Here is a 23,044-nt window from a genome sequence, read left to right as displayed (position 1 = left end):
GTTTCAGAATCCGTCTCGGCGGCGCCAGATCCTGAAAGCTCGGTGTTCATAGATCCCGGACAAGCGCTGCGCGCTTTCCAGGACGACATGCGAAGGGGGCTGCCGCCGCTTATCCGAGCCATATGCGATAGCCCTGCATCCGGATGGGGGAGAAAAGAGACGCCCCGCTAGATCGCCGCCTCGATGAACTTCGGCCCGCGCTCGGCCATGGCCTTTGCGAAGGCGGCGTCGAATTCCTCCGCCGTCTCGCAGCGCACCGCCGGCATGCCCAGCCCCTTGGCCAGCGACACCCAGTCGATCTTCGGATCGCCCAGGTCGAGCAGCTTGCTCGCCGACGGCCCCGGATTGCCCGAGCCGGTGCGGCCCATCTCGATATTGAGGATGCGGTAGGAGTGGTTGGCGAACACCACCACCGTCACGTCCTGGTTCTCGCGCGCCATGGTCCACAGCGACTGCACCGTGTACATGGCCGAGCCGTCGCCGTTCAGCGACACCACCTTGCGATCCGGCGCCGCCGTCGCCGCTCCGACGGCCAGCGGCCCGCCGATGCCGATCGCCCCGCCGGTCAGGGCCAGCACGTCATGCGGCCTGGCGGTGGAACAGGGCACGGCGACCCCGCCGCCCGAGGTCACCGAGTCGTCGCAGATGATCGCGCCTTCCGGCAGGTGGCGGGCGATCGACACCCCCGCCGCCTGCGGGGTCAGCGGCCCGGTCGGCGCGGCGTCGGCCACCTGCAGCGGCTGGGCCGGCCCGCTGGCCGGCGCGCCCAGCACATCGGCCAGCGCCGTCAGGCCCGCCGCCGCATCCTCGCTGCGCTGGGCCAGGGTCATGGTCTCGCAGCCTTCAGGAACCAGCACGCTCGGCCGGTCGGGATAGGCGAAGAAGGCGACCGGCGTCGTCGTGCCGACGAACACCATCAGGTCGGTCCCGGCCAGGTCCGCCAGCGCCGCCTCGCCGAAATACTGCATCCGCGCCGGCTGGAACACGCCCGCTCCGCGCGGTTGGCGCGCGCAGAAGGTGTCGACCATCACCCGCACGCCCGCGGCCTGCAGGCGTGCGGCCGCCGCCAGCCCCGCCGCCTCGGTCGCCTGGCCGCCCAGCAGCAGGACCGGCTTCTTCGCCGCCCGCACCGCCTTGGCCACGTCCTCGACCGCGCCGGCCGCCGGCGCGGCGCGCACCGGCCGCACCGCCTTGGCGCTCACCTTCTGCGTCTCCAGCCAGGCGGAGTCGGCCGGCAGGATCAGGCTGACCGGCCCGCCCGGCGGGCCATAGCTCGCCTCGATGGCCTCGGCGGCGATGTCGGCCACGCTGTCGGGGCTGTCGGCCGACTTCACCCACAGCGAGTTGGGCCCGACGATGGTCGGGATGTCGGAGTTCAGCGGCGCGTCGTACTGGCGGTGATAGGTGGCGTGGTCGCCCACCACGTTGACGACCGGCGTGAAGGCCCGCCGCGCATTGTGCAGGTTGGCCAGGCCGTTGCCATAGCCCGGCCCCAGGTGCAGCAGGGTGCAGGCTGGCGTCCCGGCGATGCGGCCATAGCCGTCCGCCGCCCCCGTCGCCACGCCCTCGAACAGGCACAGCACCGGCCGCATCTTTGGCTGGCGGTCCAGCGCCGCCACGAACTGCATCTCGCTGGTGCCCGGATTGGCGAAGCAGGCGGTGACCTCGTTGTCCACGAGGGTCGTAATCAGGGCGTCGGCGCCGTTCATGCTCAAAACACCATCACGTCAGTTGAATCGGAAAACAGCCGCTCCACCTCGCCGGCCCGCAAGCTCCGCGCGATGGGCTGGGCGATATAGCCCTTGTCGGTGATCTCCCCGGCGTTCGGGTCCGGGGGCGTAGGCAGCACCAGGGCCCGCGCGATCCTGCCGCCCGATCCCTGCGCCGCGGAATTGTGGCGCGCGATCCCCTCGCGCACCGACGCCTCAACCTTCTCCCGCGGCCAGGTCGGGTTGGGATAGAACAGCAGGCCCAGCGCCTCGCGCCCCTCGCCGCACACCACCGCGTCGGTGACGCCGTCGCCCACCGCCGAGACCGCCTTCACCCGCACCTCGCCGACCGTGACGAAGGTGCCGCTGGCCAGCTTGAAGTTCTCCGAGATGCGCCCGTCGAAGGCCAGGCCCGCCTGCGGGTCGCCCGCCTCGACGAACCGCGCCGCATCGCCCAGCAGGTAGAAGCCGTCCTCATCGAAGCTCTGCGCCGACAGGTCCGGCCGCCCCAGATAGCCGGGCGAGACCTGCGGCCCCTTGACCCGGAACTCCAGCTTGCCGGCCGCCGGCGTCAGCTTCACCTGGGTCCCCGGCGCCGGCAGGCCGATCAGACCCATCTGCTCGTTGGGCCAGTGGACGTTGCAGGCGGTCGGCCCGGTCTCGGTCGCCCCATAGCCCGAGGCGAAGCTGATCTTCTCGCCCACCGTCGCGACGGCCACCGCCTGGATGCGGTCGCAGATGTCCTGGCCGAGCGAGGCGCCGCCGTACTGCAGCACCCGCACGCGGGCGAAGAACATCCTCGCCAGCGCCTCGTCGCGCTCCAGCTCCCCGGCCAGCAGCATCCAGCCGGCCGGCACCATGTTGTGATAGGTCGGCGAGACCAGCTTCAGGTTCTCCACCGTCACCCCGAACCGTCCGGCGACCGGCTGGCCGGCGTCGATATGGACGCTGCCGCCGCGGTGCAGCGCCATGTGCAGGATCGAATTGGCCCCCAGGCTGTGGCTCCAGGGCGCCGAATTGACGATCACCGGCGGCTCGTCGTCGTCGAAACAGGCGGCGATCTGCGCGGCGTTCGTCGCGATCCCCCTGTGCAGGCAGATCACCGCCTTGGGCAGGCCCGTGGAGCCGGAGGTCAGCAGGTACTTGGCGTGATCCTCAGCCCTCGCCGTCGGCTCGGCCGGCGCAGCGGCCAGCAGCCGCTCCAGCGCGACGTCGCCCGCCCGCGCGTTCTTGCCCGCGATCACCGGCAGCCCGACCAGGAACGGCGCGGCCAGCGCCTCGCCGAACAGCTCCGCATCCTCGGTATAGACCGCCGCCGGCTTCAGCACCTCGACCGCATGAGCCAGCCGCGAGAGGTTCGCCCCCGGCAGGCCGTATTGCGGCGAGACCGGCGCGACCGGCATGCCCTGGCTCATCGCGCCATAGCTGATCAGCGCGTGATCCACCCCGTTGCGCGCCAGGATCAGCAGCGGCCGCGCCCCGACCACGCCCAGCTCGCGCAGGCCCCCGGCCAGCGCCCGCACCGCATCCCAGGCCTGGCTGAACGACACTTCGCGCCAGCCCGGCCCCGAGCGCTCGGCGATCCAGGTGCGCCCCGGCGCCTCGCCGGCCCAGCGCGCCAGGGCCTGGGTCATGGTGGTGAAGTTCGTCGCGTGCGGCGTCGGATTGGTCAGGACCAGCTCGCCCCCGCCCCGGTCCTCGACCTCCAGCCGCCGCGGCGCATAGCGCGGATCGCGGAACGGAGCGTCGATGCGGCGGATTCTGGCGTCCATGATCTCCTAGCCTTAGCCGCGCCAGGCTCCAGGGGAAAGGGGCGGCGCCAAGGCCCGCAACAATCGCACGCGCTCACGCGCCCGCACCCAGGGCTTCAGGAAACCCAGCGACCCGACCAGAGCCGCCCCGTCGGCCAGGGCCGCCCGCGCTGCGCCCTTCCCGCCCCACGCCAGCCGCAGGCCGAACCCCGCCGCACTCGCGGCCCGCACCGCCTGGCCATAGGGCGCCCAGGCCGCCCGCAGCAGCAGCCACAGCCCCGCCAGCAGCAGGGCCAGGGCCGCAAGCTGCCCCACGCTCGGCGCCGCGCCCGGCTGCGGCGTCGGGAAGAACCCCGACGCCAGGCCCAGCATCACTCCGCCGACGAACAGCACGACCATCACGCTCGCGAACCATCCGATCGCAAAGGCGCTGTAGAGCGGCTGGCGGGCCGCCGCCGCCGCGTCATAGCCCGGCCAGGCCTTCGGATGGCGCAGCCCGCCCCAGAGCGCCTGGCCCCGCGCCCGCGCCACCCTCGGCGCCCACCAGCCGGCGGTCAGCACCATCAGCGCCGCGTCGCGCAGCTCCCGCGCCGCGAACGCCACCGGCGAACCCTCGACCTCGAACATCTCCCCGCGCCAGGCGGTGCGGCTGGCCAGGTACACGAACCCCGCGAACCGGGTGAAGCCATAGGCGTAGACCGCAGCGCCGGTCAGCAGCGCGATCAGCGGCGCGCCCCACGGCCCCATGGCCCGAAAACTCGCCCACGCGCCCAGCAGGCAGCCGCCCACCGCCAGCCACTTGATGACGAACCCGGCCAGCAGTTCGCCGCCCGTCCCGCCGTATTCCAGCGGCTCGCCGCCCAGGGCGGTGGCGTCCCACAGCCAGCGCCGCGCCTCGCTGCGCCCCCAGAAGCCGTACAGGCCCAGCGTCGCGACCGTCAGCAGGGCGCAGCGCAGGCTCAGGCCCAGGAAGGCCGCCGTATCGATCTGCTGCTCAAGCGCCAAACTCGTGCCGCCGGCCACGCCGTCGGTTCGCGACATGCAACTCCTCACTACGCATGTGACCGAACCCGTCACTGCGGCGCCGCAACGCCACCCCGCTCCGGCCAGCCCACCCTAGCGCCCAAGTGTTTCCGAGACCCGAAGGCGCACGCAGGGAGCGAAGAGCACCGTGGCCCTCCGGTTTCGGCTGTACACGGCGCCCAGTCTTGCTTGCTGATCGCCACGATCTCCTTGGATGGGATCGGAAATCTAATAGCCTTGAGGAATTGCCCCTCACTTCCGCCGACCTGATCGCCACCAAGCGGCGTATAGCCAGGACACAGCGGGTCAACGGCTCGCGATAGCCTTGAACGCTTCTACGAAGACTTCCTCCGGATACGCTTCAGGGTCTGCGAAATAGGCCGCCATTAATCCCTCCCCCAACGCCGCCAGCGTCTTGATGAAGGGTACGGCGGGCATCGGCAGTTCTTCTTCGGGATAAAACCTCAGCAGTTCACGTGCGGCGTTCTCAATAATCTCGCGCCCCTGGATCGCCACTCGACGTCGTAGAGTTTCATGGCGGCGGACCTGCAACTGAAACGACGCAGCGTGAACAGCGACCGGAGCTCTCTGTCGCGCCGCAGCGGCGTAGGCATGCCCAAGTCGCGCCATATGCTCGCGAAAGCTGGTCCCAGGAACGTATTCCGGCATCACCGGCGTCCAGCGATCCAGCACGACCTCGGCGAACAGATCATCGCGATTGCCAAAATTCCCGTAGATGGCGCCTCGGGTCATTCCCGCCTTCGCGGCGATGGCCTCAAGCGTCGCAGCCTCGTAGCCATGGTCTCGGATCAGATCACCAGCGGCGGTGATGAGCGCGGCGCGCGTGCGCTCGCGCTTGGCGCCCTTTCGACGGGCGGCTGTGCGCTCAGAAGTGATTTCATCCATTGCCCAAAAATACGCACCATGCATTTTATACATAGCGCATATTTCATGCGTTTGATGCAGAGGTCCAGAATGACCACCACCAAGCACTTGCCGGACGGTGACATACAAGGCGCGCTGATTTCCCCGGACACCCCAAACGGTCTGGGCATAATAATTCTCACCGGCTCCAGCGGGCGGGTGGATGTGGAGCGCGCCGAACGCTTCGCCAAGCTGGGCGCAACGGCCCTGGCCCTACGCTGGTGGGGCGGCAAAGGTCAGCCGCCAGGCATCAACCTCGTACCTCTTGAGATATTCGTTCGCGGCGTCGACCGTCTGCAAGCCGAGGGTTGTGATCGCATCGCTCTTCTCGGCACATCGTTTGGGGCGATGGCCGCTCTGCTTACGGCCGCCAGGGACTCCCGCATCGACCACGTGATCGCGATCAGCCCGTCGGACGTGGTCTGGCAGAATAACGGCCCTGGGACGGACGGCTCCGCTTGGCCTCCTCGTTCAGCGTTCGCCTGGAACGACGAACCGCTGCCCTTTATTGTCTGGGACCCGCGTGTCTGGCCGCCGTTCGGTACGCAAAATCCGGCCTATCGCCCAATGTACGAGCTTAGCCTGAACACCTTCGCGGAAGACGTTCCAGCCGCCTCTATTCCGGTGGAGCAAATTCGGGGCGACATCCTCCTTGTGGCGGGGCGGGCGGACGCGCTCTGGCCTTCCGACACTGCAGCCAGACGTATCGTGGAACGCCTGGAACGATATGGACGATCATCTACGCTGATAGAACACCCTGACGCTGGCCACAGCCCTGTCTTCCCCGGTGAAACCCAGCTCGCAGCCCCTATCGAACGCGCCTGGGGCGGTACGCCCGCCGCCGACCGTGAGTTGGGCGCGGCGGCCTGGAACTTGATCCTGGACCGTCTGCGATTGGAGGATGCGTCCGTTTCCAGTTCCTGACATGGAAATCTTGACCAGCCCCAACCGCCGACGCGTCCGCTGCTCTAAACTGATCCTCTCCAACTTCGTCATGGCCGGGCCGTCAGGTCCCGGCCACCCATGAACTCCGCCTTCGCCGGAAAGGCGGCCCGTCAGGAAAGAACCAGCGGATCGCCCGACCGATCGAAGGCGGCGAAGCGGCCGAAGGCTCCGACGCGCACGGCTTCGACCATCGAGCTCAACGCGCTCTCGACCGCGCTCTCTTCCGGGGGCTTGCCGTCCCGCCCGGCGAGGGCGGCGGCGAACACCACCTGCCAGGGCGGGCCGGCGAGTTCGGATTCCGCGGCCAGGGCCTCGAACCCCGCGAGGTCGCCGGGCGCCTTGTCCACGCACATCAGCGGAACCAGCGCCCCGCCGCGCCCGGCCAGAAAGCCCGCCCGCTGGGCCGGGGTCGGATGATCGGGCAGTTCGGCGGCGGCGAAGACGAACAATAGCCGGTGCGGCTCGGACTGTTCGCGGGCGACAGTCAGCAACTGCTGGAAGTGGGATGGCTCGGTCATGGGAGGCAGGTAGCCGAAATTGTGGAGCGCGGACTTGCTCGACATCAAGCCCTCGCGACGCCGCGCGCGCCATAAGCATCGCAAAGGAGCCTCCCATGAGCCACACCCACACGACCTCCGATGCGATCTATCCCTTCGATGCGCGCGGCGTGGCCAAGCGCTTCCGCCACGCCGCCATCTTCGGCGCGCTGGACTCCCTGGAGCCGGGCGAGACCATGCGCTTCGTCAACGACCACGACCCCCTGCCCCTGCTGCGCCAGATGGAGCAGCGCTTCGGCGAGACGGTGGCCGTCGAGTACCGGCATCGCACCGGCGACGGCGTGGTCATCGACTTCATCAAGCAGGCCTGAGCGAGGCGGCGGGGCCGCAAGGCCCGCTTGCGACCCCTTAGCGGACGTTGCTCTCATCAACTGCTGCGGCCGCTCCGCCACTGAGCCCGCCCCCACCGCGAGGCTCCGCGGGCAAAGGCTCGGTACCGCCCGCTTTCCCCCCAGGAGGCTTGCGTCGCCTAGACGCCCCCAACTCGCGAGGATCGTGAGCGAACTGCGGATACTCTTCGCGTCGCAAAGAGCGCTCAATTTCGGCTCGTCGCTTGTCCATGCGCCACCCTACTCCGTCAAATGCAAATAGACGATCACAGTGACGCCTCCGGGGCGGCGTTAGATGAAAAAGCTGGGAGCGGCCCAAAAATAGGTACACCGCCCCCCGCCAGACCCGACGGCCCACACCCTCCTTGGTGACCTTAGTGTTCTTCGTGGTCTTGGTGTTTCCCTTTAGGCCTTTCCCACCGGCACGACCCAGGCCGGAAAACTCGCCCCCCTCCGCGCGCCAGCCGACGCAAACTTGATCCGTCAGGGTTTGGGATATACGTTTGGCATATCCCAAGGTGCGCCATGACCCGAACGAGCCTTTTCCAATCCAACCGCTCTCAAGCCGTTCGCCTTCCCAAGGAGGTCGCGTTCCCGGAGAGCGTGCGTTCCGTCGTCATTCTGCGCGATGGAAAACGCCGGCTGATCGTGCCGGCCGATGCGGCCTGGGACGATTTCTTCGACGCCCCCGGCGTCGACCTCGGCGATCGCGACCAGCCCGAGCTGCAGTCGCGCGAGCCGCTCTGAATGCTGCGCTACCTGCTCGATACGAACCTCTGCATCCGGGTGTTGCGGGACCGGCCGCCGCAGGTTCGCGAGCGGTTCAACCTGGAAGCCAGCAGTCTCTGCATTTCGACGATCGTCTTCACCGAATTGCTCCACGGCGCCGCCAAGTCCGCCCGTCCGGAGCATAACCGCGGCGAAGTCGAGCGCTTCGCGGCGCGGCTGGATGTCCTCCCGTTCGACGAAGCCGCCGCCGACCATGCCGCCGACATCCGCGCCGCGCTGGAGCGTCGCGGCGAACCGATCGGCGGCTATGACCTGCTGATCGCCGGCCACGCCCGCAGCCGGGGCCTGACCGTCGTCACCGGCAACCTGGCCGAATTCCGCCGCGTCGACGGCTTGCGATGCGAGGACTGGCTGGCGAAGGCCTGACCTCCGCCCCTGCCCGCCCGCCTCACTACCCGCCCAGCGTCTCGGCGAACCGCACCGGCTGGCCCTGGCTCGGGGCGACCAGTTCGTCGTCGCGCATCACCAGCGTGCCGCGGATGATCGTCGCGGTCGGCCAGCCCTTGGCCTCGAAGCCGTCGAAGGGGGTCCAGCCGACGCGGGTGGCCATGTCCTCGTGCTTGATGATGCGGCGGGCCTTCATGTCCACCACGGTGATGTCGGCGTCGTAGCCGACCGCCAGCCGCCCCTTGTCGGCCATGCCGAACACCCGGTTGGCGCCGTGGCTGGTCAGGTCGACGAACCGCTCCAGCGACAGCCGCCCCTCGTTCACGTGGGTCAGCATCACCGGGACCAGGGTCTGCACGCCGGGCATTCCGGACGGCGAGGCCGGATAGGGCCGGGCCTTCTCGTCCTTGGTGTGCGGGGCGTGGTCGGAGCCCAGCACGTCGGCGATTCCCGCGGCGATCCCGTGCCACAGCCCGGCCTGGTGATAGGCGTTGCGGATCGGCGGGTTCATCTGGGCGTAGCCCTTCAGCCGCTCATAGGCTTCCGGCGCGGTCAGGGTCAGGTGCTGGGGCGTGACCTCCACGCTGGCCACGTCCTTGTGCCCGGCCAGGAACTCGATCTCCTCGCGCGTGGTGACGTGCAGCACGTGGATGCGCTTGCCCAGCGCCTTGGCGATCCGCACCAGCCGGTGCGTGCTCTCCAGGGCCGAGGCCGCGTCGCGCACCTCCTCGTGGCTGGTCCAGTCGCCAGTGCGGGCCAGCGGCCGGCGCTCGGCCAGCCGGTATTCGTCCTCGGAGTGGAAGGCCGCGCGGCGGTTCACATGGCGCAGCACCTGCTCGATGCCCTCGTCGTCCTGCACCAGCAGGCTCCCAGTCGAGGCGCCCATGAACACCTTGATCCCGCAGCAGCCGGGCAGCCGCTCCAGTTCGCCGAGGAACTGGGCGTTCTCGTGCGTGCCGCCGACATAGAAGGCGTGGTCGGTGTGCATCCGCCCCCTGGCGCGGGCGAGCTTGTCGGTCAGGGCGTCCGGGTCGGTCGTGGTCGGCTCGGTGTTGGGCATCTCGAACACCGCCACCACCCCGCCCAGGGCCGCCGCGCGCGATCCGGTCTCCAGGTCTTCCTTCCATTCCAGCCCCGGCTCGCGGAAGTGGACCTGGCTGTCGATGACCCCCGGCAGCACGGTCAGGCCCTTGGCGTCGAACACCTGGCCCGCGCTGGCCTGCGACAGGTCGCCGATCTCGACGATCTTGCCGCCGCGCACGCCCACGTCGGCAAGGCCGCGGCCGGCATGGTTCACCACCTCGCCGCCCCTCACGATGAGGTCGAAGGTCTCGGGCATGGGATCGTCCTGACTGTCTGGAACTAAGCGGTTTCGGCGAGCAGGTCCCTGGCGGCGGCGGTCACCCAGTCCACCGGCAGGTCCATCATGTGACAGAGCGCCTGCGAGAGGTCCGGGTCAACCTCGCGGATCTCCTCCAGCCGCCGAACCCCGCGCACGACCTTGGCGTGCGGCCCCCACGGCGCATAGAGCCGATCGTCCGACGGCCCGAACAGGCCGATGGTCGGCGTCCCGGCCGCGGCGGCCATGTGCATCAGGCCTGAATCGTTGCCGACGAACAGCCGCGCGCGCTTCAGGCAGGCATAGGTGGCCAGCAGTTCGACCTTGCCGGCCAGGTCGATGGTCCGCTCGCGCGGGACCACGCTGCGCAGGGCGCTGATCGCCCGTCCGTCGTCGGGCCCGCCGACCAGCATCAGCCGCCCGCCGGCCATCGGCCCACCCAGAAGCTGGATCGCCACCTGGGCGAACCGCTCGGCCGGCCAGGTCTTGCCCACCCAGTTGGCGGCCGGGGCGATGGCCAGGATCGGCCCCTTGCCCGCGGTCAGTTCGTCGGCATAGGCCTCGGTCGCCGCCGAGGTGAAAAGAAAGGGCGCCGGGGCGTCCTCGTCCTCGATCTTCAGCAACCGCGCGGCCTCGATCACCTTGTGGACCGGCGGGCCGGACCCGCGCTTGAACACCGCCCGCCGCTCGCGGCGAAGGAACTGGCTGACCGCCGAGCCGCGCAGGTCGACGATCAGGCCCCATTTGCGATGGCGCACCTCGCGCCACAGCTTGAACCAGTGGCCGCCGTTGCGCGCCTTCTCCATCACGATCACGCGATCGAGCTGCGGCGTCTCGGCGAACAGCGGGGCGGCCGCCTTGCCGGCGACGATGGTGAAGCGCGCGTTCGGGATCTCGTCCAGCAGGCGTTTGATCAAGCCGGACGACAGCACCGCATCGCCGATGCGGGTCGCGGTGATGAACAGAATCGGGAAAGCCCCGTGCGCCATCGCTCTTCTATAGGGCTCCTTCCGCTGGCGCTCTAGCGGGCGAGCCCTTAACTCCTGGCGCATGACGACGCAGCCGAAGATCGCCGCCCTGACCAGCCGCGCCCTGATCGCCCTGGGGGGCGAGGACTGGCGAAGCTTCCTCCAGGGCCTGATCACCCAGGACGTCGAGACCCTGGCCCCGGGCGAGGTCCGCTTCGGCGCCCTGCTGACCCCGCAGGGCCGGCTGCTCTACGACCTCTTCGTCGTCGGGCGCGAGGACGGCGCCTGGCTCGACGTGGCCCGCGAGCATCGCCAGGCCCTGATCCTGCGCCTGACCATGTACCGGCTGCGGGCCAAGGTGACGATCGCGCCCGACGAGGCGCCGGTGCTGGCCGCCTGGGACGCCGATCCCGGCCCCGAGTGGTTGCCCGACCCGCGCCTGCCCGCCCTCGGCTGGCGCGGCTACGACATCGCCGTCACCGCCGACGCCGACGAGATCGCCTACGACGCCCATCGCCTCGCCCTCGGCGTGCCCGGCCCCGCCGACTGGGGCGTCGAGAAGTCCTATCCCATCGAGGCCAATTTCGACCTGCTGCACGGCATCGACTTCAAGAAGGGCTGCTTCGTCGGACAGGAGACCACCTCGCGCATGAAGCGCCGCGGCCAGATCAAGAACCGCATGCTGCCGCTGGCCTTCGACGGCGCGCCACCGCCGCCGGGCGCCGAGCTGCTGCTGAACGGCGAGCGCCGCGCCGGCGAAGTCCTCTCCGGCCAGCCCGGCCGCGCCATCGCCCTCGTTCGCCTCGACCGCCTCGACGGCGACCTCGTCGCCGAGGGGATCGCCGTGCGGGCCGAAACGCCGGAGTGGCTTACTTCCTAGATCGTCTTGCTTCCCAGGTCGTCATGGCCGGGCTTATCCCGGCCACCCATGGACACCGAATCTCCGCGCTCGCGCATGCGTCGCTGCGTCAATAATGGGATGAACTATCCCGGACGGCATTCTTGCACCAAGGCAAGGTAAGACATGTCCGAGGACGCTTCCGCCGGAGTGAAAACTGCCCGCTAGGATGGCCGGCGATACGACCATGCTGAGGCGCTCACAGCTAAAAACCCGTCTTCTGGAGCCGAAAGCGGTGAACTAAACCGGCGCGAGCAATCGCGGCCTGCACATCCTTACGCACTGATACCTGAGCAAAACGAAGGTCAGCAGCCGTCGTCGGATAAGTGGCGGGCGGAGGATCGAAGTCGCTGAGTTCGAGAAGCGCTTCGGCGCGTCGGCCGGGGTCGTCAAGTCGCCGAATTAGGGTCGCCGCCGCCCCATCCAGATCCCCGGCGCATAGCTGAAGGGTGGTCAAGGCTTCCTGATGATCCAACTCATGTGCCACAGCGTAGCTCAAGTCCGCCTGCGCTGCAGCGGCCTGACCGGTGGCCATACGTGAACACCCACGAACCAGATGCATTACCATCCGGCCATAGGCGCTGACCTCGTTGAGTCGTTTCTCGATGTCCGAAATGGTGGCCAGCGCGTCGTCCGGTCGGCCAAACCGGTATTGAGCAAGGCTGAGGTTGAGCGTCTGACTGACATTCGACCTTCCGTACTCATCGATCAGCATACCCGCGCGCAGCGCTGCCACGGCGTCATCATAACGACCAAGCCACTGATAGCTGCGGGCCATCTCGTCCCACCACCACTTGATATACTCATCTTGGTCGACAAAGGCAGTTTTCCCTGGTTGGTCGGGTCTCGCTGCTTCAAGCGTCGCCAGCGCTTCCTCCATAAGGCCAAGCATGCGTTGATGCTGCGCCACGCGCACCACGACCGCGAGCGACTCTGGATGATTGGCGGCAAAATCGCTGAACTTCGCTAGGCTGCGTTCCACTTGGGCGCGGCCATCGAACTCGGGGGGCAAAGCCGCACGCAGACGTGAGTCGGTGCTTGCCTTGAGGAGGTTGGGGGGATCTTCGATCGATCGCACCAACTCCAGCGCGCCCGCTATATCGCCAGCGTCGGCCAACATCACAGCGTACTTCCGCCTGAAGCCATCGGACGCGCCAAAGACATCATACGGTCGATAACTTGGAGCTGCGACCACACGCAGGAGACGGGCATGCATCTGCGGATCAGAGCTCACGCGATATTCAAGTTGGAATAGCCGCCTCACTGGCATCTCATTCAAGGCGGCGGGATTATGCATCGCCATAGCTTCCGCTGTCTCAACGGCTTGGACGTCGCGCAGTTGATCCAGTTCCGTCGAGAAACGAACGCGCCACAAAAATTCCGTGCCGATGGATTGGCGCGTTCCGCCCAAGGCGTACCGATAAGCTCGGTCATCCTGATTGGTCCGCAGAGCGCAGTAGACCGCCAGATTATAGGTCGCGTCCCGTGCAGACTCCGTAAGATTCGGGAACGCTTTGTCGCGCAGCACGGCATCCCAGTACTTCAGGCTGCCGCGGCAGTCTCCCTGTTCGAGCTTCTCGCTGGCAGCTAAGATGCGCTGCTCAAGCGTGGACGCATGCACAGACAAAGGCCCGCCAGCGGAAATCACCAGCAATGTAAATCCGGCCGCAATAGTTCGGTACAAGAAACGCATCACTCCCCCAGAGGCCGTCAACTACGCTTCCGTAGATTCTCAAGCGACGAGCTTCTCTCGAAGCACGCACCCAAGGATTACCACCATCAAGTTCAGGTGATAGCAACATAGTCTGCGCGGAGACTGCTGACTGTTTTAATTTTTAGATCGTCATAGCTGGGCTTGTCCCAACCACCCATGAACACCGAAATCTCCGCGCTCGCGCATGCCTCGCTGCGTCTATGGGTCCCCGACACTCCGCTTCGCTCCGGTCGAGGATGACGAATATTGGAACACCACCCAGATCGGGGCGGCCGCGCTTAAACCTGCCGGCTGCCGATAACCGCGCCGATTTTCGATGTGTCGAAGCTTCGCAAACCTGCGACATCCGGCCAAATAGCCCTCTATCGTAAGGGTTTCTGGAAGCTCCAGGCCCTAAACCTGCCGATAGAGGCCCTATCGGCGCCGCTTGAAGCCGAACCTGCCGAACGCCAAGACTGCGTCCCATGACCGGCGACCTGATTCGATGCGGCTGGCGCGGCATGGCCGGCGACCCGCTCTACGAGGCCTATCACGACACCGAATGGGGCGTGCCTGAGTACGACTCGCGCGCGCTCTGGGAGAAGCTGGTCCTCGACGGCTTTCAGGCCGGGCTCTCGTGGATAACCATCCTGCGCAAGCGCGAAGCCTTCCGCGAGGCCTTCGCCGGCTTCGACCCCGAGGCCGTGGCCCGCTTCGGCGAGGCCGAGCGCGCCGCCCTGATGGCCAATTCCGGCATCGTGCGCTCGAACGCCAAGATCGACGCGGCCATCGCCGGCGCGCGGATCTATCTGGACATGCGCGAGGCGGGCGAGGACTTCAGCCAGTTCCTCTGGAGCTTCACCAACGGCCGGGTGATCCAGAACCGCTGGGAGGAGATCGGCCAGGTGCCGGCCCAGACCCGCGTCGCCGAGGAGATATCCAAAGCCTTGAAATCCAAGGGCTTCAAGTTCGTCGGCCCGGTGATCGTCTACGCCTTCATGCAGGCCACCGGCTTCGTCAACGACCACCTGACCTGCTGCCACCGGCATGAGCAGGTCAAGCGGCTGGCCCACTAGAATGCCGGACATGATGCTCGAACTAGCCTGCCCGACCAGCCCCGTCTGCGGGGTGGACGAGGCCGGCCGCGGCCCCTGGGCCGGCCCGGTCAGCGCCGCGGCCGTGATCCTCGATCCGGCCCGCGTGCCGCCCGGCCTGGACGACTCGAAGAAGCTCAGCCCCAAGGCCCGCGCCGCGCTGGAGATCGAGATCAAGGAGAGCGCCGTCGCCTGGGCCGTGGCCTTCGGCAGCGTCGAGGAGATCGCCGAGCTCAACATCCTCCACGCCACAGGCCTGGCCATGCGGCGGGCGGTGGAGCAGCTTTCCGTCGCCCCGACCTTCGCCCTGGTCGACGGCAACTATCGCTTTAAATTACCTTGTGAAATCAAGACCGTGGTCAAGGGCGACGCGATCAGCGCCTCGATCGCCGCCGCCTCGATCCTGGCCAAGGTGGCCCGCGACCGGCTGATGGTCGAGATGGACGCCCTCTATCCCGGCTACGGCTTCGCCGGCCACAAGGGCTACCACGCCCAGGTCCACGTCGAGGCGCTGCGCACCCTGGGCCCCTGCCCCATCCACCGCCGCGGCTGGGAGCCGGTGCGCCTGGCGTTAACCAAGATCAACGGCTGTTAACCACGTTCGGTAAACCCCTCTTCACCACGATGACTCAGGATTCTTAACTCCGGACATCGAGGTGAGTTATGGGTCTCCAGGCCGACACGATCATCCAAGGCGACTGCATCGAGCAGCTACGCAAGCTGCCCGACAAGTGCGTCGACCTGGTTTTCGCCGACCCGCCCTACAACCTTCAACTCGGCGGCGAGCTTCTGCGGCCCGACAACTCCAAGGTCGATGCGGTCGACGACCACTGGGACCAGTTCGAGAGCTTCGCGGCCTATGACCGGTTCACCCGCGAGTGGCTGACCGAGTGCCGCCGGGTGCTGAAGGACGACGGCGCCCTCTGGGTGATCGGCAGCTATCACAACATCTTCCGCGTCGGCGTCGCCTTGCAGGACTTGGGATTCTGGCTGCTGAACGACATCGTCTGGCGCAAGACCAACCCGATGCCGAACTTCAAGGGCACCCGGTTCACCAACGCCCACGAGACCCTGATCTGGGCCGCCAAGGGCCGCGGCGCACGCAAGTACACCTTCAACTACGACGCCATGAAAATGGCCAATGACGACGTCCAGATGCGTTCGGACTGGACCTTCCCGCTCTGCACCGGCGAGGAGCGGCTGAAGGACGAGACCGGCGCCAAGGCCCATCCGACCCAGAAGCCCGAAGCCCTGCTGCATCGGGTGATCCTGGCCTCGACCAAGCCCGGCGACATCATCCTCGACCCGTTCTTCGGCACCGGCACCACCGGCGCGGCCGCCAAGCGCCTGGGCCGCCGCTATATCGGCCTGGAGCAGGACGAGAAGTACGTCGCGCTCGCCAAGGAGCGGATCAGCAAGATCGTCCCTATCGCGCCGGGCGACCTGGAGGTCACCGGCTCAAAGAAGTCCGAACCGCGCGTGCCCTTCGGCCAGGTGCTCGAAGCGGGCCTGCTCAGTCCCGGCGACGCGCTCTACTGCCCCAAGGGCGAGCGGATGGCTCGCGTGCGCGCCGACGGCAGCCTAGTGGTCGGCGAGCTCTCCGGATCGATCCACAAGGTCGGCGCCATGGTGCAGTCGGCCCCGGCCTGCAACGGCTGGACCTACTGGCACTTCAAGTCCGACAAGGGCCTGGCCCCTATCGACGTCCTGCGCGCCAAGATCCGCTCGGCCATGCCGAGCGCCTGAGCTCAGAGCAGGTTCCCGAGCCCGGCCCGCGCGGCCTTGAGGAACACGCTCGGCAGGGCGTCCAGGCCCGCGCGCGGCGTCCAGATCAGGCCCTCGGCGTCCCCCTCCGCCCGCAGCAGACGCAGGGTCAGGCTGAAGTGGGTGAAGACGTGCTCGACCTCGCCTACCGCGCGCCAGTCGGCCGCCGCCGGCGCTACGGCCAGCGCCTCCGCGTCGCCCCAACCCGCCGCCCGCCAGTCGCTGGTCGGCAGGGCCAGCATGCCGCCGAGCAGGCCCTTGGGCGGCCGGCGCACCAGCGCCACCTCGGTTCCCCGCGTCAGGATGTAGGCGACGCCATGCCGCCGGGGTCGCGCAGCCTTGGGCGCCTTGCGCGGATAGGTCTCCGGCCGCCCCTCCGCGAACGCCGCGCATCCTTGCGAAATCGGGCAGCGGTCGCAGAGCGGCGCCTTGGGCCGGCAGATCGTCGCCCCGAGGTCCATCAGCGCCTGAGCCCAGTCGCCCGGACGCTCGTCGCGCACCAGCGAGCCGGCGAGGGTCTTCAGCTCGGCCTTGCCGTCCGGCAGCGGCGTCTGCACCGCAAACAGCCGCGACATCACCCGCTCGACATTGCCGTCGACCACATTGGTCGGCAGGTCGAAGGCGATCGCCCCCACGGCCGCGGCCGTATACGGCCCTAGCCCCGGCAGGCTCCGCAGCCCCTCCTCCGTATCGGGAAATACGCCGCCATGGCCGCGCGCCACGGCCCGGGCGCAGGCCAGCAGGTTGCGGGCGCGGGCGTAGTAGCCAAGTCCCGCCCAGGCGGCCATCACCTCTTCGTCCGCCTCGGCCGCCAGGTCGCAGACGGTCGGCCAGCGGGCGGTGAACTTGAGGAAATAGGGCGCGGCGTGCGGCACCGTGGTCTGCTGGAGCATCACCTCCGACAGCCAGACGCGATAGGGATCGGCCCTCACCCCGGCCGCGTGGTCGCCCGGCCCGACACGCCAGGGCAGGTCGCGGGCGTTCGCATCGTACCAGGCCAGCAGGCGGGCGCGCAGGGTCTCGGGAGTCACGGCCTCCTCGCTACCCGATCCTCGCCTCGACCGGGAGCCCTGTTGTAGGATGGCGGCGATGCGACGCCCGCTCCCCACTCCCGCCGAAGCCGCCGAGATCCTGGCGCGCAAGCGGACCTTGCCCCAGCGGCGTCCGCCGCCGCCGGCCGGGCGCGGACTTCGCAAGCTGCTCAAGGAGCTGGACGCCAAGTATGGCCAGGGTCCGGGCGCGCTACAGGCGCGCTGGCGCGAGATCGTCGGCCCCGACATCGCCCGGCGCACCGAGCCGGTGAAGCTCTCCAAGCCGCGCGGCGGCGGGCCGGGCGCGCTGGAAATCCGCGTCGCCGGCGCCTCGGCCGCCCTCATCCAGCACCAGGCGCCGGAGATCGTCGCGCGGGTGAACCTGTTCCTCGGCGAAGGGGCGGTGAACAAGCTGCGCATCGTCCAGGGCCCCTTGCGCGGCCTGGCCCCCGAACCCCGCCCCCAGCCGCGCCGGACGCCGCCGCTGGACGCCGCCCAGGAGGCCGAACTGGCCCGTGGCTTGGACGGGGTTCCCGACGGCCCTCTGAAAGCCGCATTGCTCCGCTTGGGTCGCGGCGTCTTGCGGCGCCGGGCCGATTGACTTTCGACCGGCGGCCACGTTCCTGCCGCCGGGAATCGCGCTTTAATCTTTCATTCGGAATTCCGCAGAGGTGCAAATGCCGAACTTCAACCGTCGTCTTCTCGTCGCCGCCGCCCTGGGCGCGCTCGCCCTGGCCGGCTGCTCCAAGAGCGGCGGCGCTGGCGCGCCCGATACTGCCGACATGACCCTGGGCGATCCGAACGCCAAGGTGAAGATGGTCGAGTACGCCTCGGTCACCTGCGTCCACTGCGCCAAGTTCAACAGCGACGTCTTCCCCGAGTTCAAGAAGAAGTACATCGACACCGGCAAGGTCCACTACACGTTCAAGGAATTCCTGACTCCGCCGGCCGAGGTCGCCGCCGCCGGCTTCCTGACCGCACGCTGCGCGGGCAAGGACAAGTACTTCAACGTGGTCGACGCGCTGTTCCACGCCCAGGAAGAGATGTTCACCAGCGGCGACATGCGCGGCGTGCTGCTGCGCACCGCCCAGTCGGCGGGCATGACCGAAGAGCAGTTCAACGCCTGCATCACCAACGAAGCGGCTCTCCAGTCGCTGAACGAGCGGATGGAAAAGGCGATCAAGACCGACAAGATCACCGCCACCCCCTCGTTCATCGTCAACGGCAAGAAGATCAAGGAAGGCGAGGTCACCATGGCCGAGCTGGACGCCGCGGTCGCCGAGGCCTCGAAGTAGGTCATGGCCGGGCCGACCCGCCACATCGCCGTCGCGGTTCTCGGGGCCCTAGCGCTGGCTGGCGGGCCGGCTCTCGCCGCCTCGCTGGACGGCGACATGGCGCTGGGCGATCCGAAGGCCAAGGTTCAGGTGATCGAATACGCCTCGGTCACCTGCACCCATTGCGCGGCCTTCAACCGCGATGTCTTCCCCGCCTTCCGCAAGAAGTACATCGACACCGGCAAGGTCCATTACGTGCTGCGCGAGGTACCCACCCCTCCGGCCCAGGTCGCCGCCGCCGGTTTCCTGACTGCGCGCTGCGCCGGCAAGGACAAGTACTTCGCCGTGGTCGATGCGATGTTCCGCGAGCTGCCGGTCTGGATCGAGAGCGGCGACGCCCTGGCCTCGGTGGTCCGGGCCGGTGCGGCCGGCGGACTCAGCGAAGCCCAGGTCAAGGCCTGCATCGTCGACCAGAAGGGTCTGGACGCCATGCATGCCCGGGTCTCCAAAACCCTTGAAGAGGGCAAGATCGAGGGAACCCCCACCTTCGTCATCAACGGCAAGACCGTGAAGGTGGGCGAAATGACGCTGGCCGAACTCGACGCGGCCATCGCGCAAGCCTCCAAGCGGTAGGAGGCGCCCCCGGCCCGTGCACTTCCAGAGGCTCAGACTCTCCGGCTTCAAGTCCTTCGTCGATCCGACGGAATTTCGGATCGAGCCCGGAGTCACGGGCATCGTGGGGCCGAACGGCTGCGGCAAGTCGAACCTGCTGGAAGCCCTGCGCTGGGTGATGGGCGCCAACTCCGCCAAGGCGATGCGCGCCGGCGGCATGGACGAGGTGATCTTCGCCGGCTCAGGCGCGCGGGCTTCGCGCAACCATGCCGAGGTCACGCTCACCATCGACAATTCCGACCGGCGCGCGCCGCCGGCTTTCAACGACAGCCCGGTGCTAGAGGTGGTGCGCCGGATCGACCGCGGCGCCGGCTCGATCTATCGGATCAACGGGCGTGAGGTCCGCGCACGCGACGTGCAGTTGCTGTTCGCCGACGCTTCCACCGGGTCCAACTCGCCGGCCCTGGTGCGCCAGGGCCAGATCTCCGAACTGATCGCCGCCAAGCCGCAGAACCGCCGCCTGATCCTGGAGGAGGCGGCCGGCGTCTCGGGCCTGCATTCGCGTCGGCACGAGGCCGAGCTGCGGCTGCGGGCGGCCGAGACCAACCTCGCCCGCCTGGACGACGTGGCCGGTGAACTGGAAGGCGCGCTGAACCGCCTGAGGCGCGAGGCCCGCGCGGCCGAGCGTTACAAGCGGTTGTCGGCCGAGATCCGCACCCTGCAGAGCGCGGTGCTGTTCGCCCGCTGGTCGGAGGCGCGCGACGCCGCCGCGCGGCTGCGCGAGGAGGCCGCCGCCGCGGCCACAGCGGTCGAGACCCATACCCGGCAAGCCGCCGCCGCCACGACCCGCGCCGCCCAGGCCGAGGAGGCGATCAAGCCGCTGCGCGAGGCCGAGACCATCGCCGCGGCCATCCTGCACCGGCTGGCCATCGACAAGGACCGGCTGGAGCGCGAGGGGGAAGCCCTGGCCGCCGAGGTCGAGCGGCTGACCTCGGACCTTGCCCGCATCGACGGCGACCGCGCCCGCGAGACCCAGATCGCCCACGACGCGCAGGCGGCTCTGGAGCGCCTGGCCGAGGATCTTGCGGCGCTGGAAGCAGCCATCGCCGCTGCGCCCGAGCGGGTTCCTGAGCTGGAGGCCGCCGCCAAGGCCGCCGAAGAGGCGCGCACCGCCGCCGACAAGGCCGTCGAGGACCTAGCGGCCCAGGCCGCCGCCGCCGAAGCCCGCCGCCGGGCGGGCGCGGCAAGGGTGGACGAAGCGCAGACACGGCTCGCCCGCACGCGCGGCGCCCTGGAGCGCGCCCGCAACGACCGCGCCCAGCTCGGCCCGGCGTCGACGCCGCAGATCGAGGCGGCCCGCGCCGAACTCGAAACCGCCCAGGCCCATCTCGCCGCCCTCCGCGCGGCGCTGGAAGCGGCCGAGGAAGAACGCGCCTGCGCCGCGCCCGCCGAGGCCGAGGCGCGCGAAGCCTCGCGCAAGCAGGATGAACACCTGGGCCGGCTGACGGCCGAGGCCCGCGCCCTGGCCCAGATCGTCGCCCAGCAGCGGCGGACCGGCTTTGCTCCGGCCCTCGATTCGGTGATCCCGGCCCGCGGCTACGAGCGCGCGGTCGCCGCGGCCCTGGGCGACGACCTCGACGCCGCCCTCGACCCCAAGGCGCCGGCCCACTGGAGCGGCGGCCAGGCGCCGCCCGCCGCCTGGCCGCCGGGCGTCGAGCCCCTGGCGGCGAAGGTGAAGGCGCCGGACGCGCTGGCTGCGCGGCTGGCCTATATCGGCGTGGTCGCGCGCGAGGACGGCGAGCGGCTCTGCAAGCAGTTGCCGCCCGGCGCGCGGATCGTCTCGCGCGAAGGCGACCTCTGGCGCTGGGACGGTTTCGTCGCCCGCGCCGACGCGCCCAAGCCCGCCGCCATCCGCATGGAGCAGAAGACCCGGCTGGCCGAAGTCGAGACCGAGATCGAGACCGTCTCGCCCCGCGCCGCGGCGGCGAAGGAGGCCTTGGCCGCAGCCAGCGCCCGCGTCCGGGCGACCGAGGACGCCGCGCGCGCGGCCCGCCGCGAACCTCCAGCCGCCGAACAGAAGGTCGCCGTCGCCCGCACCAACCTGGAAAAGCTGGAACGCGAGGCCGCGCGGCGCGAGGCCCAAGCGCAGTCGCTGGACGACATGATCGGCCGCTACGAAGGCGAACTGGCCGAGGCCGAGCAGATCCTGGCTACAGCCCTCGCCGAAACCGCCGGCCAGGCCGAGGAGAGCGACCTCGCCGAGCGTCTGGCCCAGGCGCGCGCCGCCGCCGGCGTGGCGCGGGAGGCCGCATCCGCCGCCCGCTCCGCCCTGGAGCTGGAAATCCGCGAACGCGACGGCCGCGCGCGTCGCCACGAGACCTTGAAACGCGACACCGACGACTGGACGCGGCGCGGCAAGGCCGCCGCGCGCCGGCTGGAAGACCTGGCCGAGGGCCGGGCCAAGGTGCAGGCCAATCTCGACAAGGCTCGCGAGGCGCCCGCCTCGCACCAGGAACGGCTCGCCCGCCTGCTGGACGAACTCACCCAGGCCGAGGCCCGCCGCGCCCAGTCGGCCGACGCCCTGGCCCAGGCCGAGGCCGCGCGCACCGAAGCCGACCGCGCCCTGCGCGCCGCCGAGGGCGCGGCGGGCGAGGCGCGCGAGCTGCGCGCCGCCCTCGCCGCCAAGCTGGAGGCGGCGACCGAGCGCCTGACCGAGATCACCGGCCAGATCCGCGAGACCGCGCGGACCGAGCCCGAACAACTCGGCCGCAGCCTGGCGGGCGAGGCGGTGGCCATCCCGACCGACGCCGGCGGCATGGAGGCCCACCTCTACAACCTGGAGCGCCAGCGCGATTCGATCGGCGCGGTGAACCTGCGGGCCGAGGAGGAGATGGCCGAGCACGGCGCGCGCCTGGAGACCATGCTCAGCGAGCGCGCCGACCTGACCGGCGCCATCGCCCGCCTGCGCCAGGGAATCGACGAACTGAACGGCGAGGGCCGAGAGCGGCTGCTGGCCGCATTCGACGTCATCAACGAGCACTTCAAGGCGCTGTTTCAGGCGCTGTTCCAGGGCGGTCAGGCCGAGCTGCGGCTGGTGGAATCGGACGATCCGCTGGAGGCCGGCCTGGAGATCTACGCCTGTCCGCCCGGCAAGCGGCTGTCGACCATGAGCCTGATGAGCGGCGGCGAACAGGCCCTGACCGCCTGCGCCCTGATCTTCGGAGTGTTCCTGGCCCAGCCGGCCCCGATCTGCGTGCTGGACGAGGTCGACGCCCCGCTCGACGACGCCAATGTCGACCGCTACTGCAACCTGCTCGACGAAATGCGCCGGCGCACCGAGACCCGCTTCATCACCATCACCCACAACCCCGTCACCATGGCCCGTATGGACCGGCTGTTCGGCGTGACCATGGCCGAGCGCGGGGTCTCGCAACTGGTCTCGGTGGACCTGCGTCAGGCCGAGGCGATGGCGGCGCAATAGGCCAAGGTTCCGCAACGGAATCTCCATGCGGTTCGCGACCGGCCTTCGCCGAACGGACGCCGCGGGCGGCGGACGAGTTGTCGCGACGGCGAAAAACTCAACAAATACAGCCCGCTAAATCACACAACCCCAGCCTTGACGCACCGCACCCACGCCTATAGGTTCCGCGCGACTTGAAGCCCCGGCCGCGGCGGCGACGTCGTGGTCTAAACAAGCCTCCGACGCATGCCGCATCCGGAAAATTCGCGTGACGAGGCGATCAGGCGCCTCGATGAACGGGCCGCCGCGCTGGAACAGCGCACGACCCCGACGACGCACGATTACGGCTCCAAGGCCGCCGGCTACGGCTATCGCCTGATTGGCGTGCTGATAGGCGGGGTCTTCGTGGGCCTGGGCTTCGGAGCCGGGGCGGACGTCGTCTTCAAGACGGCGCCTTGGGGGATGATCACCGGAGTCCTGGTGGGCTTCGGCGTTTC

General features: G+C 69.1%; 22 protein-coding genes. 13 read left to right on the top strand and 9 right to left on the bottom strand.

Annotation, left to right across the window (positions count from 1 at the left end; all coding sequences use genetic code 11):
- Positions 1–167: 167 nt before the first annotated feature.
- The 4 genes from ACE3TL_RS10830 to ACE3TL_RS10815 all read right to left on the bottom strand — a co-directional run bounded on the left by ACE3TL_RS10830 (position 168) and on the right by ACE3TL_RS10815 (position 5,422).
- Complete coding sequence (locus ACE3TL_RS10830) at positions 168–1,709, bottom strand: acetolactate synthase large subunit (protein WP_374578703.1); 1,542 nt, start codon at positions 1,707–1,709, stop codon at positions 168–170.
- A gap of 2 nt (positions 1,710–1,711) precedes the next feature.
- Positions 1,712–3,481, bottom strand: coding sequence for a feruloyl-CoA synthase (locus tag ACE3TL_RS10825; RefSeq protein WP_374578702.1), 1,770 nt, complete (start codon positions 3,479–3,481; stop codon positions 1,712–1,714).
- A gap of 12 nt (positions 3,482–3,493) precedes the next feature.
- Positions 3,494–4,501: a DUF898 family protein gene (locus tag ACE3TL_RS10820; protein ID WP_374578701.1), complete on the bottom strand. Its 1,008-nt coding sequence runs from the start codon at positions 4,499–4,501 to the stop codon at positions 3,494–3,496.
- A gap of 288 nt (positions 4,502–4,789) precedes the next feature.
- Positions 4,790–5,422: a TetR family transcriptional regulator gene (locus ACE3TL_RS10815; RefSeq protein ID WP_374578700.1), complete on the bottom strand. Its 633-nt coding sequence runs from the start codon at positions 5,420–5,422 to the stop codon at positions 4,790–4,792.
- Between the two features lie 36 nt (positions 5,423–5,458).
- On the opposite strand from ACE3TL_RS10815, the gene ACE3TL_RS10810 reads away from it, so the two are divergent.
- Positions 5,459–6,331 carry an alpha/beta fold hydrolase gene (locus ACE3TL_RS10810; RefSeq protein ID WP_374578699.1) on the top strand — a complete coding sequence of 291 codons (873 nt, stop codon included), beginning with the start codon at positions 5,459–5,461 and terminating at the stop codon, positions 6,329–6,331.
- Positions 6,332–6,462: 131 nt separating this feature from the next.
- Here ACE3TL_RS10810 and ACE3TL_RS10805 read toward each other — a convergent pair whose 3' ends face one another.
- The gene (locus ACE3TL_RS10805; RefSeq protein ID WP_374578698.1) at positions 6,463–6,915 is read right to left on the bottom strand and encodes a ribonucleotide reductase subunit alpha; all 453 of its coding nucleotides are present in this window, start codon (positions 6,913–6,915) and stop codon (positions 6,463–6,465) included.
- 50 nt (positions 6,916–6,965) lie between these two features.
- Between ACE3TL_RS10805 and ACE3TL_RS10800 the strand changes: the two genes are divergently transcribed.
- The 3 genes from ACE3TL_RS10800 (at position 6,966) to vapC (ending at position 8,393) form a co-directional block, all read left to right on the top strand.
- On the top strand, positions 6,966–7,220 hold the full coding sequence (locus ACE3TL_RS10800) for a DUF2249 domain-containing protein (RefSeq protein WP_374578697.1): 255 nt from the start codon (positions 6,966–6,968) through the stop codon (positions 7,218–7,220).
- A 543-nt stretch (positions 7,221–7,763) separates the two neighbouring features.
- Positions 7,764–7,985, top strand: coding sequence for a type II toxin-antitoxin system VapB family antitoxin (gene vapB, locus ACE3TL_RS10795; protein WP_374578696.1), 222 nt, complete (start codon positions 7,764–7,766; stop codon positions 7,983–7,985).
- Complete coding sequence (gene vapC, locus ACE3TL_RS10790) at positions 7,986–8,393, top strand: tRNA(fMet)-specific endonuclease VapC (RefSeq protein ID WP_374578695.1); 408 nt, start codon at positions 7,986–7,988, stop codon at positions 8,391–8,393.
- Between the two features lie 25 nt (positions 8,394–8,418).
- Here vapC and ACE3TL_RS10785 read toward each other — a convergent pair whose 3' ends face one another.
- Positions 8,419–9,753, bottom strand: coding sequence for a dihydroorotase (locus tag ACE3TL_RS10785; RefSeq protein ID WP_374578694.1), 1,335 nt, complete (start codon positions 9,751–9,753; stop codon positions 8,419–8,421).
- A gap of 23 nt (positions 9,754–9,776) precedes the next feature.
- A complete protein-coding gene (locus ACE3TL_RS10780) occupies positions 9,777–10,742 on the bottom strand; it encodes a glycosyltransferase family 9 protein (protein WP_374578693.1) in 966 nt (321 codons plus the stop codon).
- 61 nt (positions 10,743–10,803) lie between these two features.
- Here ACE3TL_RS10780 and ACE3TL_RS10775 point away from each other — a divergent pair, with 61 nt between their 5' ends.
- Positions 10,804–11,601 carry a folate-binding protein YgfZ gene (locus ACE3TL_RS10775; protein WP_374578692.1) on the top strand — a complete coding sequence of 266 codons (798 nt, stop codon included), beginning with the start codon at positions 10,804–10,806 and terminating at the stop codon, positions 11,599–11,601.
- A gap of 223 nt (positions 11,602–11,824) precedes the next feature.
- On the opposite strand, the gene ACE3TL_RS10770 is transcribed toward ACE3TL_RS10775, so the two are convergent.
- Positions 11,825–13,312, bottom strand: coding sequence for a hypothetical protein (locus ACE3TL_RS10770; protein WP_374578691.1), 1,488 nt, complete (start codon positions 13,310–13,312; stop codon positions 11,825–11,827).
- A gap of 485 nt (positions 13,313–13,797) precedes the next feature.
- Between ACE3TL_RS10770 and ACE3TL_RS10765 the strand changes: the two genes are divergently transcribed.
- The 3 genes from ACE3TL_RS10765 to ACE3TL_RS10755 all read left to right on the top strand — a co-directional run bounded on the left by ACE3TL_RS10765 (position 13,798) and on the right by ACE3TL_RS10755 (position 16,152).
- Positions 13,798–14,388 (top strand): DNA-3-methyladenine glycosylase I, encoded by a 591-nt coding sequence (locus tag ACE3TL_RS10765; RefSeq protein ID WP_374578690.1) that lies wholly within the window; start codon positions 13,798–13,800, stop codon positions 14,386–14,388.
- A 1-nt stretch (position 14,389) separates the two neighbouring features.
- Positions 14,390–15,001, top strand: a complete 612-nt coding sequence (locus tag ACE3TL_RS10760; protein ID WP_374578689.1) for a ribonuclease HII — start codon at positions 14,390–14,392, stop codon at positions 14,999–15,001.
- 68 nt (positions 15,002–15,069) lie between these two features.
- A complete protein-coding gene (locus tag ACE3TL_RS10755) occupies positions 15,070–16,152 on the top strand; it encodes a site-specific DNA-methyltransferase (RefSeq protein WP_374578688.1) in 1,083 nt (360 codons plus the stop codon).
- A gap of 2 nt (positions 16,153–16,154) precedes the next feature.
- On the opposite strand, the gene mutY is transcribed toward ACE3TL_RS10755, so the two are convergent.
- Entirely contained in the window at positions 16,155–17,201 is a 1,047-nt protein-coding gene (gene mutY, locus ACE3TL_RS10750; protein WP_374578687.1) for an A/G-specific adenine glycosylase, read from the bottom strand.
- A gap of 58 nt (positions 17,202–17,259) precedes the next feature.
- On the opposite strand from mutY, the gene ACE3TL_RS10745 reads away from it, so the two are divergent.
- From ACE3TL_RS10745 to ACE3TL_RS10725, 5 genes are all read left to right on the top strand, one after another.
- Positions 17,260–17,802: a DUF721 domain-containing protein gene (locus tag ACE3TL_RS10745; protein ID WP_374578686.1), complete on the top strand. Its 543-nt coding sequence runs from the start codon at positions 17,260–17,262 to the stop codon at positions 17,800–17,802.
- A gap of 76 nt (positions 17,803–17,878) precedes the next feature.
- On the top strand, positions 17,879–18,496 hold the full coding sequence (locus tag ACE3TL_RS10740; protein WP_374578685.1) for a DsbA family protein: 618 nt from the start codon (positions 17,879–17,881) through the stop codon (positions 18,494–18,496).
- A 3-nt stretch (positions 18,497–18,499) separates the two neighbouring features.
- On the top strand, positions 18,500–19,108 hold the full coding sequence (locus ACE3TL_RS10735; protein WP_374578684.1) for a thioredoxin domain-containing protein: 609 nt from the start codon (positions 18,500–18,502) through the stop codon (positions 19,106–19,108).
- A gap of 16 nt (positions 19,109–19,124) precedes the next feature.
- On the top strand, positions 19,125–22,568 hold the full coding sequence (locus tag ACE3TL_RS10730; RefSeq protein WP_374578683.1) for an AAA family ATPase: 3,444 nt from the start codon (positions 19,125–19,127) through the stop codon (positions 22,566–22,568).
- Between the two features lie 225 nt (positions 22,569–22,793).
- The coding region (locus tag ACE3TL_RS10725) for a F0F1 ATP synthase assembly protein I (RefSeq protein WP_374578682.1) at positions 22,794–23,044 on the top strand (251 nt) is incomplete at its 3' end.

It is taken from the genome of Phenylobacterium sp. (assembly GCF_041920015.1).
Taxonomy (GTDB): domain Bacteria; phylum Pseudomonadota; class Alphaproteobacteria; order Caulobacterales; family Caulobacteraceae; genus Phenylobacterium.
This window is presented reverse-complemented; position numbering and strand designations above follow the sequence as displayed.

What these genes read in the sequence shown, in the direction of transcription:
- vapB (WP_374578696.1), top strand. Translation starts at nt 7,764, where the DNA reads ATGACCCGAACGAGCCTTTTCCAATCCAACCGCTCTCAAGCCGTTCGC.
- ACE3TL_RS10825 (WP_374578702.1), bottom strand. Translation starts at nt 3,481, where the DNA reads ATGGACGCCAGAATCCGCCGCATCGACGCTCCGTTCCGCGATCCGCGC.
- ACE3TL_RS10755 (WP_374578688.1), top strand. Translation starts at nt 15,070, where the DNA reads ATGGGTCTCCAGGCCGACACGATCATCCAAGGCGACTGCATCGAGCAG.
- ACE3TL_RS10760 (WP_374578689.1), top strand. Translation starts at nt 14,390, where the DNA reads ATGCCGGACATGATGCTCGAACTAGCCTGCCCGACCAGCCCCGTCTGC.
- ACE3TL_RS10765 (WP_374578690.1), top strand. Translation starts at nt 13,798, where the DNA reads ATGACCGGCGACCTGATTCGATGCGGCTGGCGCGGCATGGCCGGCGAC.
- ACE3TL_RS10805 (WP_374578698.1), bottom strand. Translation starts at nt 6,915, where the DNA reads ATGTCGAGCAAGTCCGCGCTCCACAATTTCGGCTACCTGCCTCCCATG.
- vapC (WP_374578695.1), top strand. Translation starts at nt 7,986, where the DNA reads ATGCTGCGCTACCTGCTCGATACGAACCTCTGCATCCGGGTGTTGCGG.
- ACE3TL_RS10820 (WP_374578701.1), bottom strand. Translation starts at nt 4,501, where the DNA reads ATGTCGCGAACCGACGGCGTGGCCGGCGGCACGAGTTTGGCGCTTGAG.
- ACE3TL_RS10740 (WP_374578685.1), top strand. Translation starts at nt 17,879, where the DNA reads ATGCCGAACTTCAACCGTCGTCTTCTCGTCGCCGCCGCCCTGGGCGCG.
- ACE3TL_RS10775 (WP_374578692.1), top strand. Translation starts at nt 10,804, where the DNA reads ATGACGACGCAGCCGAAGATCGCCGCCCTGACCAGCCGCGCCCTGATC.
- ACE3TL_RS10735 (WP_374578684.1), top strand. Translation starts at nt 18,500, where the DNA reads ATGGCCGGGCCGACCCGCCACATCGCCGTCGCGGTTCTCGGGGCCCTA.
- ACE3TL_RS10780 (WP_374578693.1), bottom strand. Translation starts at nt 10,742, where the DNA reads ATGGCGCACGGGGCTTTCCCGATTCTGTTCATCACCGCGACCCGCATC.
- ACE3TL_RS10785 (WP_374578694.1), bottom strand. Translation starts at nt 9,753, where the DNA reads ATGCCCGAGACCTTCGACCTCATCGTGAGGGGCGGCGAGGTGGTGAAC.
- ACE3TL_RS10745 (WP_374578686.1), top strand. Translation starts at nt 17,260, where the DNA reads ATGCGACGCCCGCTCCCCACTCCCGCCGAAGCCGCCGAGATCCTGGCG.
- ACE3TL_RS10770 (WP_374578691.1), bottom strand. Translation starts at nt 13,312, where the DNA reads ATGCGTTTCTTGTACCGAACTATTGCGGCCGGATTTACATTGCTGGTG.
- ACE3TL_RS10815 (WP_374578700.1), bottom strand. Translation starts at nt 5,422, where the DNA reads ATGTATAAAATGCATGGTGCGTATTTTTGGGCAATGGATGAAATCACT.
- ACE3TL_RS10810 (WP_374578699.1), top strand. Translation starts at nt 5,459, where the DNA reads ATGACCACCACCAAGCACTTGCCGGACGGTGACATACAAGGCGCGCTG.
- ACE3TL_RS10800 (WP_374578697.1), top strand. Translation starts at nt 6,966, where the DNA reads ATGAGCCACACCCACACGACCTCCGATGCGATCTATCCCTTCGATGCG.
- ACE3TL_RS10830 (WP_374578703.1), bottom strand. Translation starts at nt 1,709, where the DNA reads ATGAACGGCGCCGACGCCCTGATTACGACCCTCGTGGACAACGAGGTC.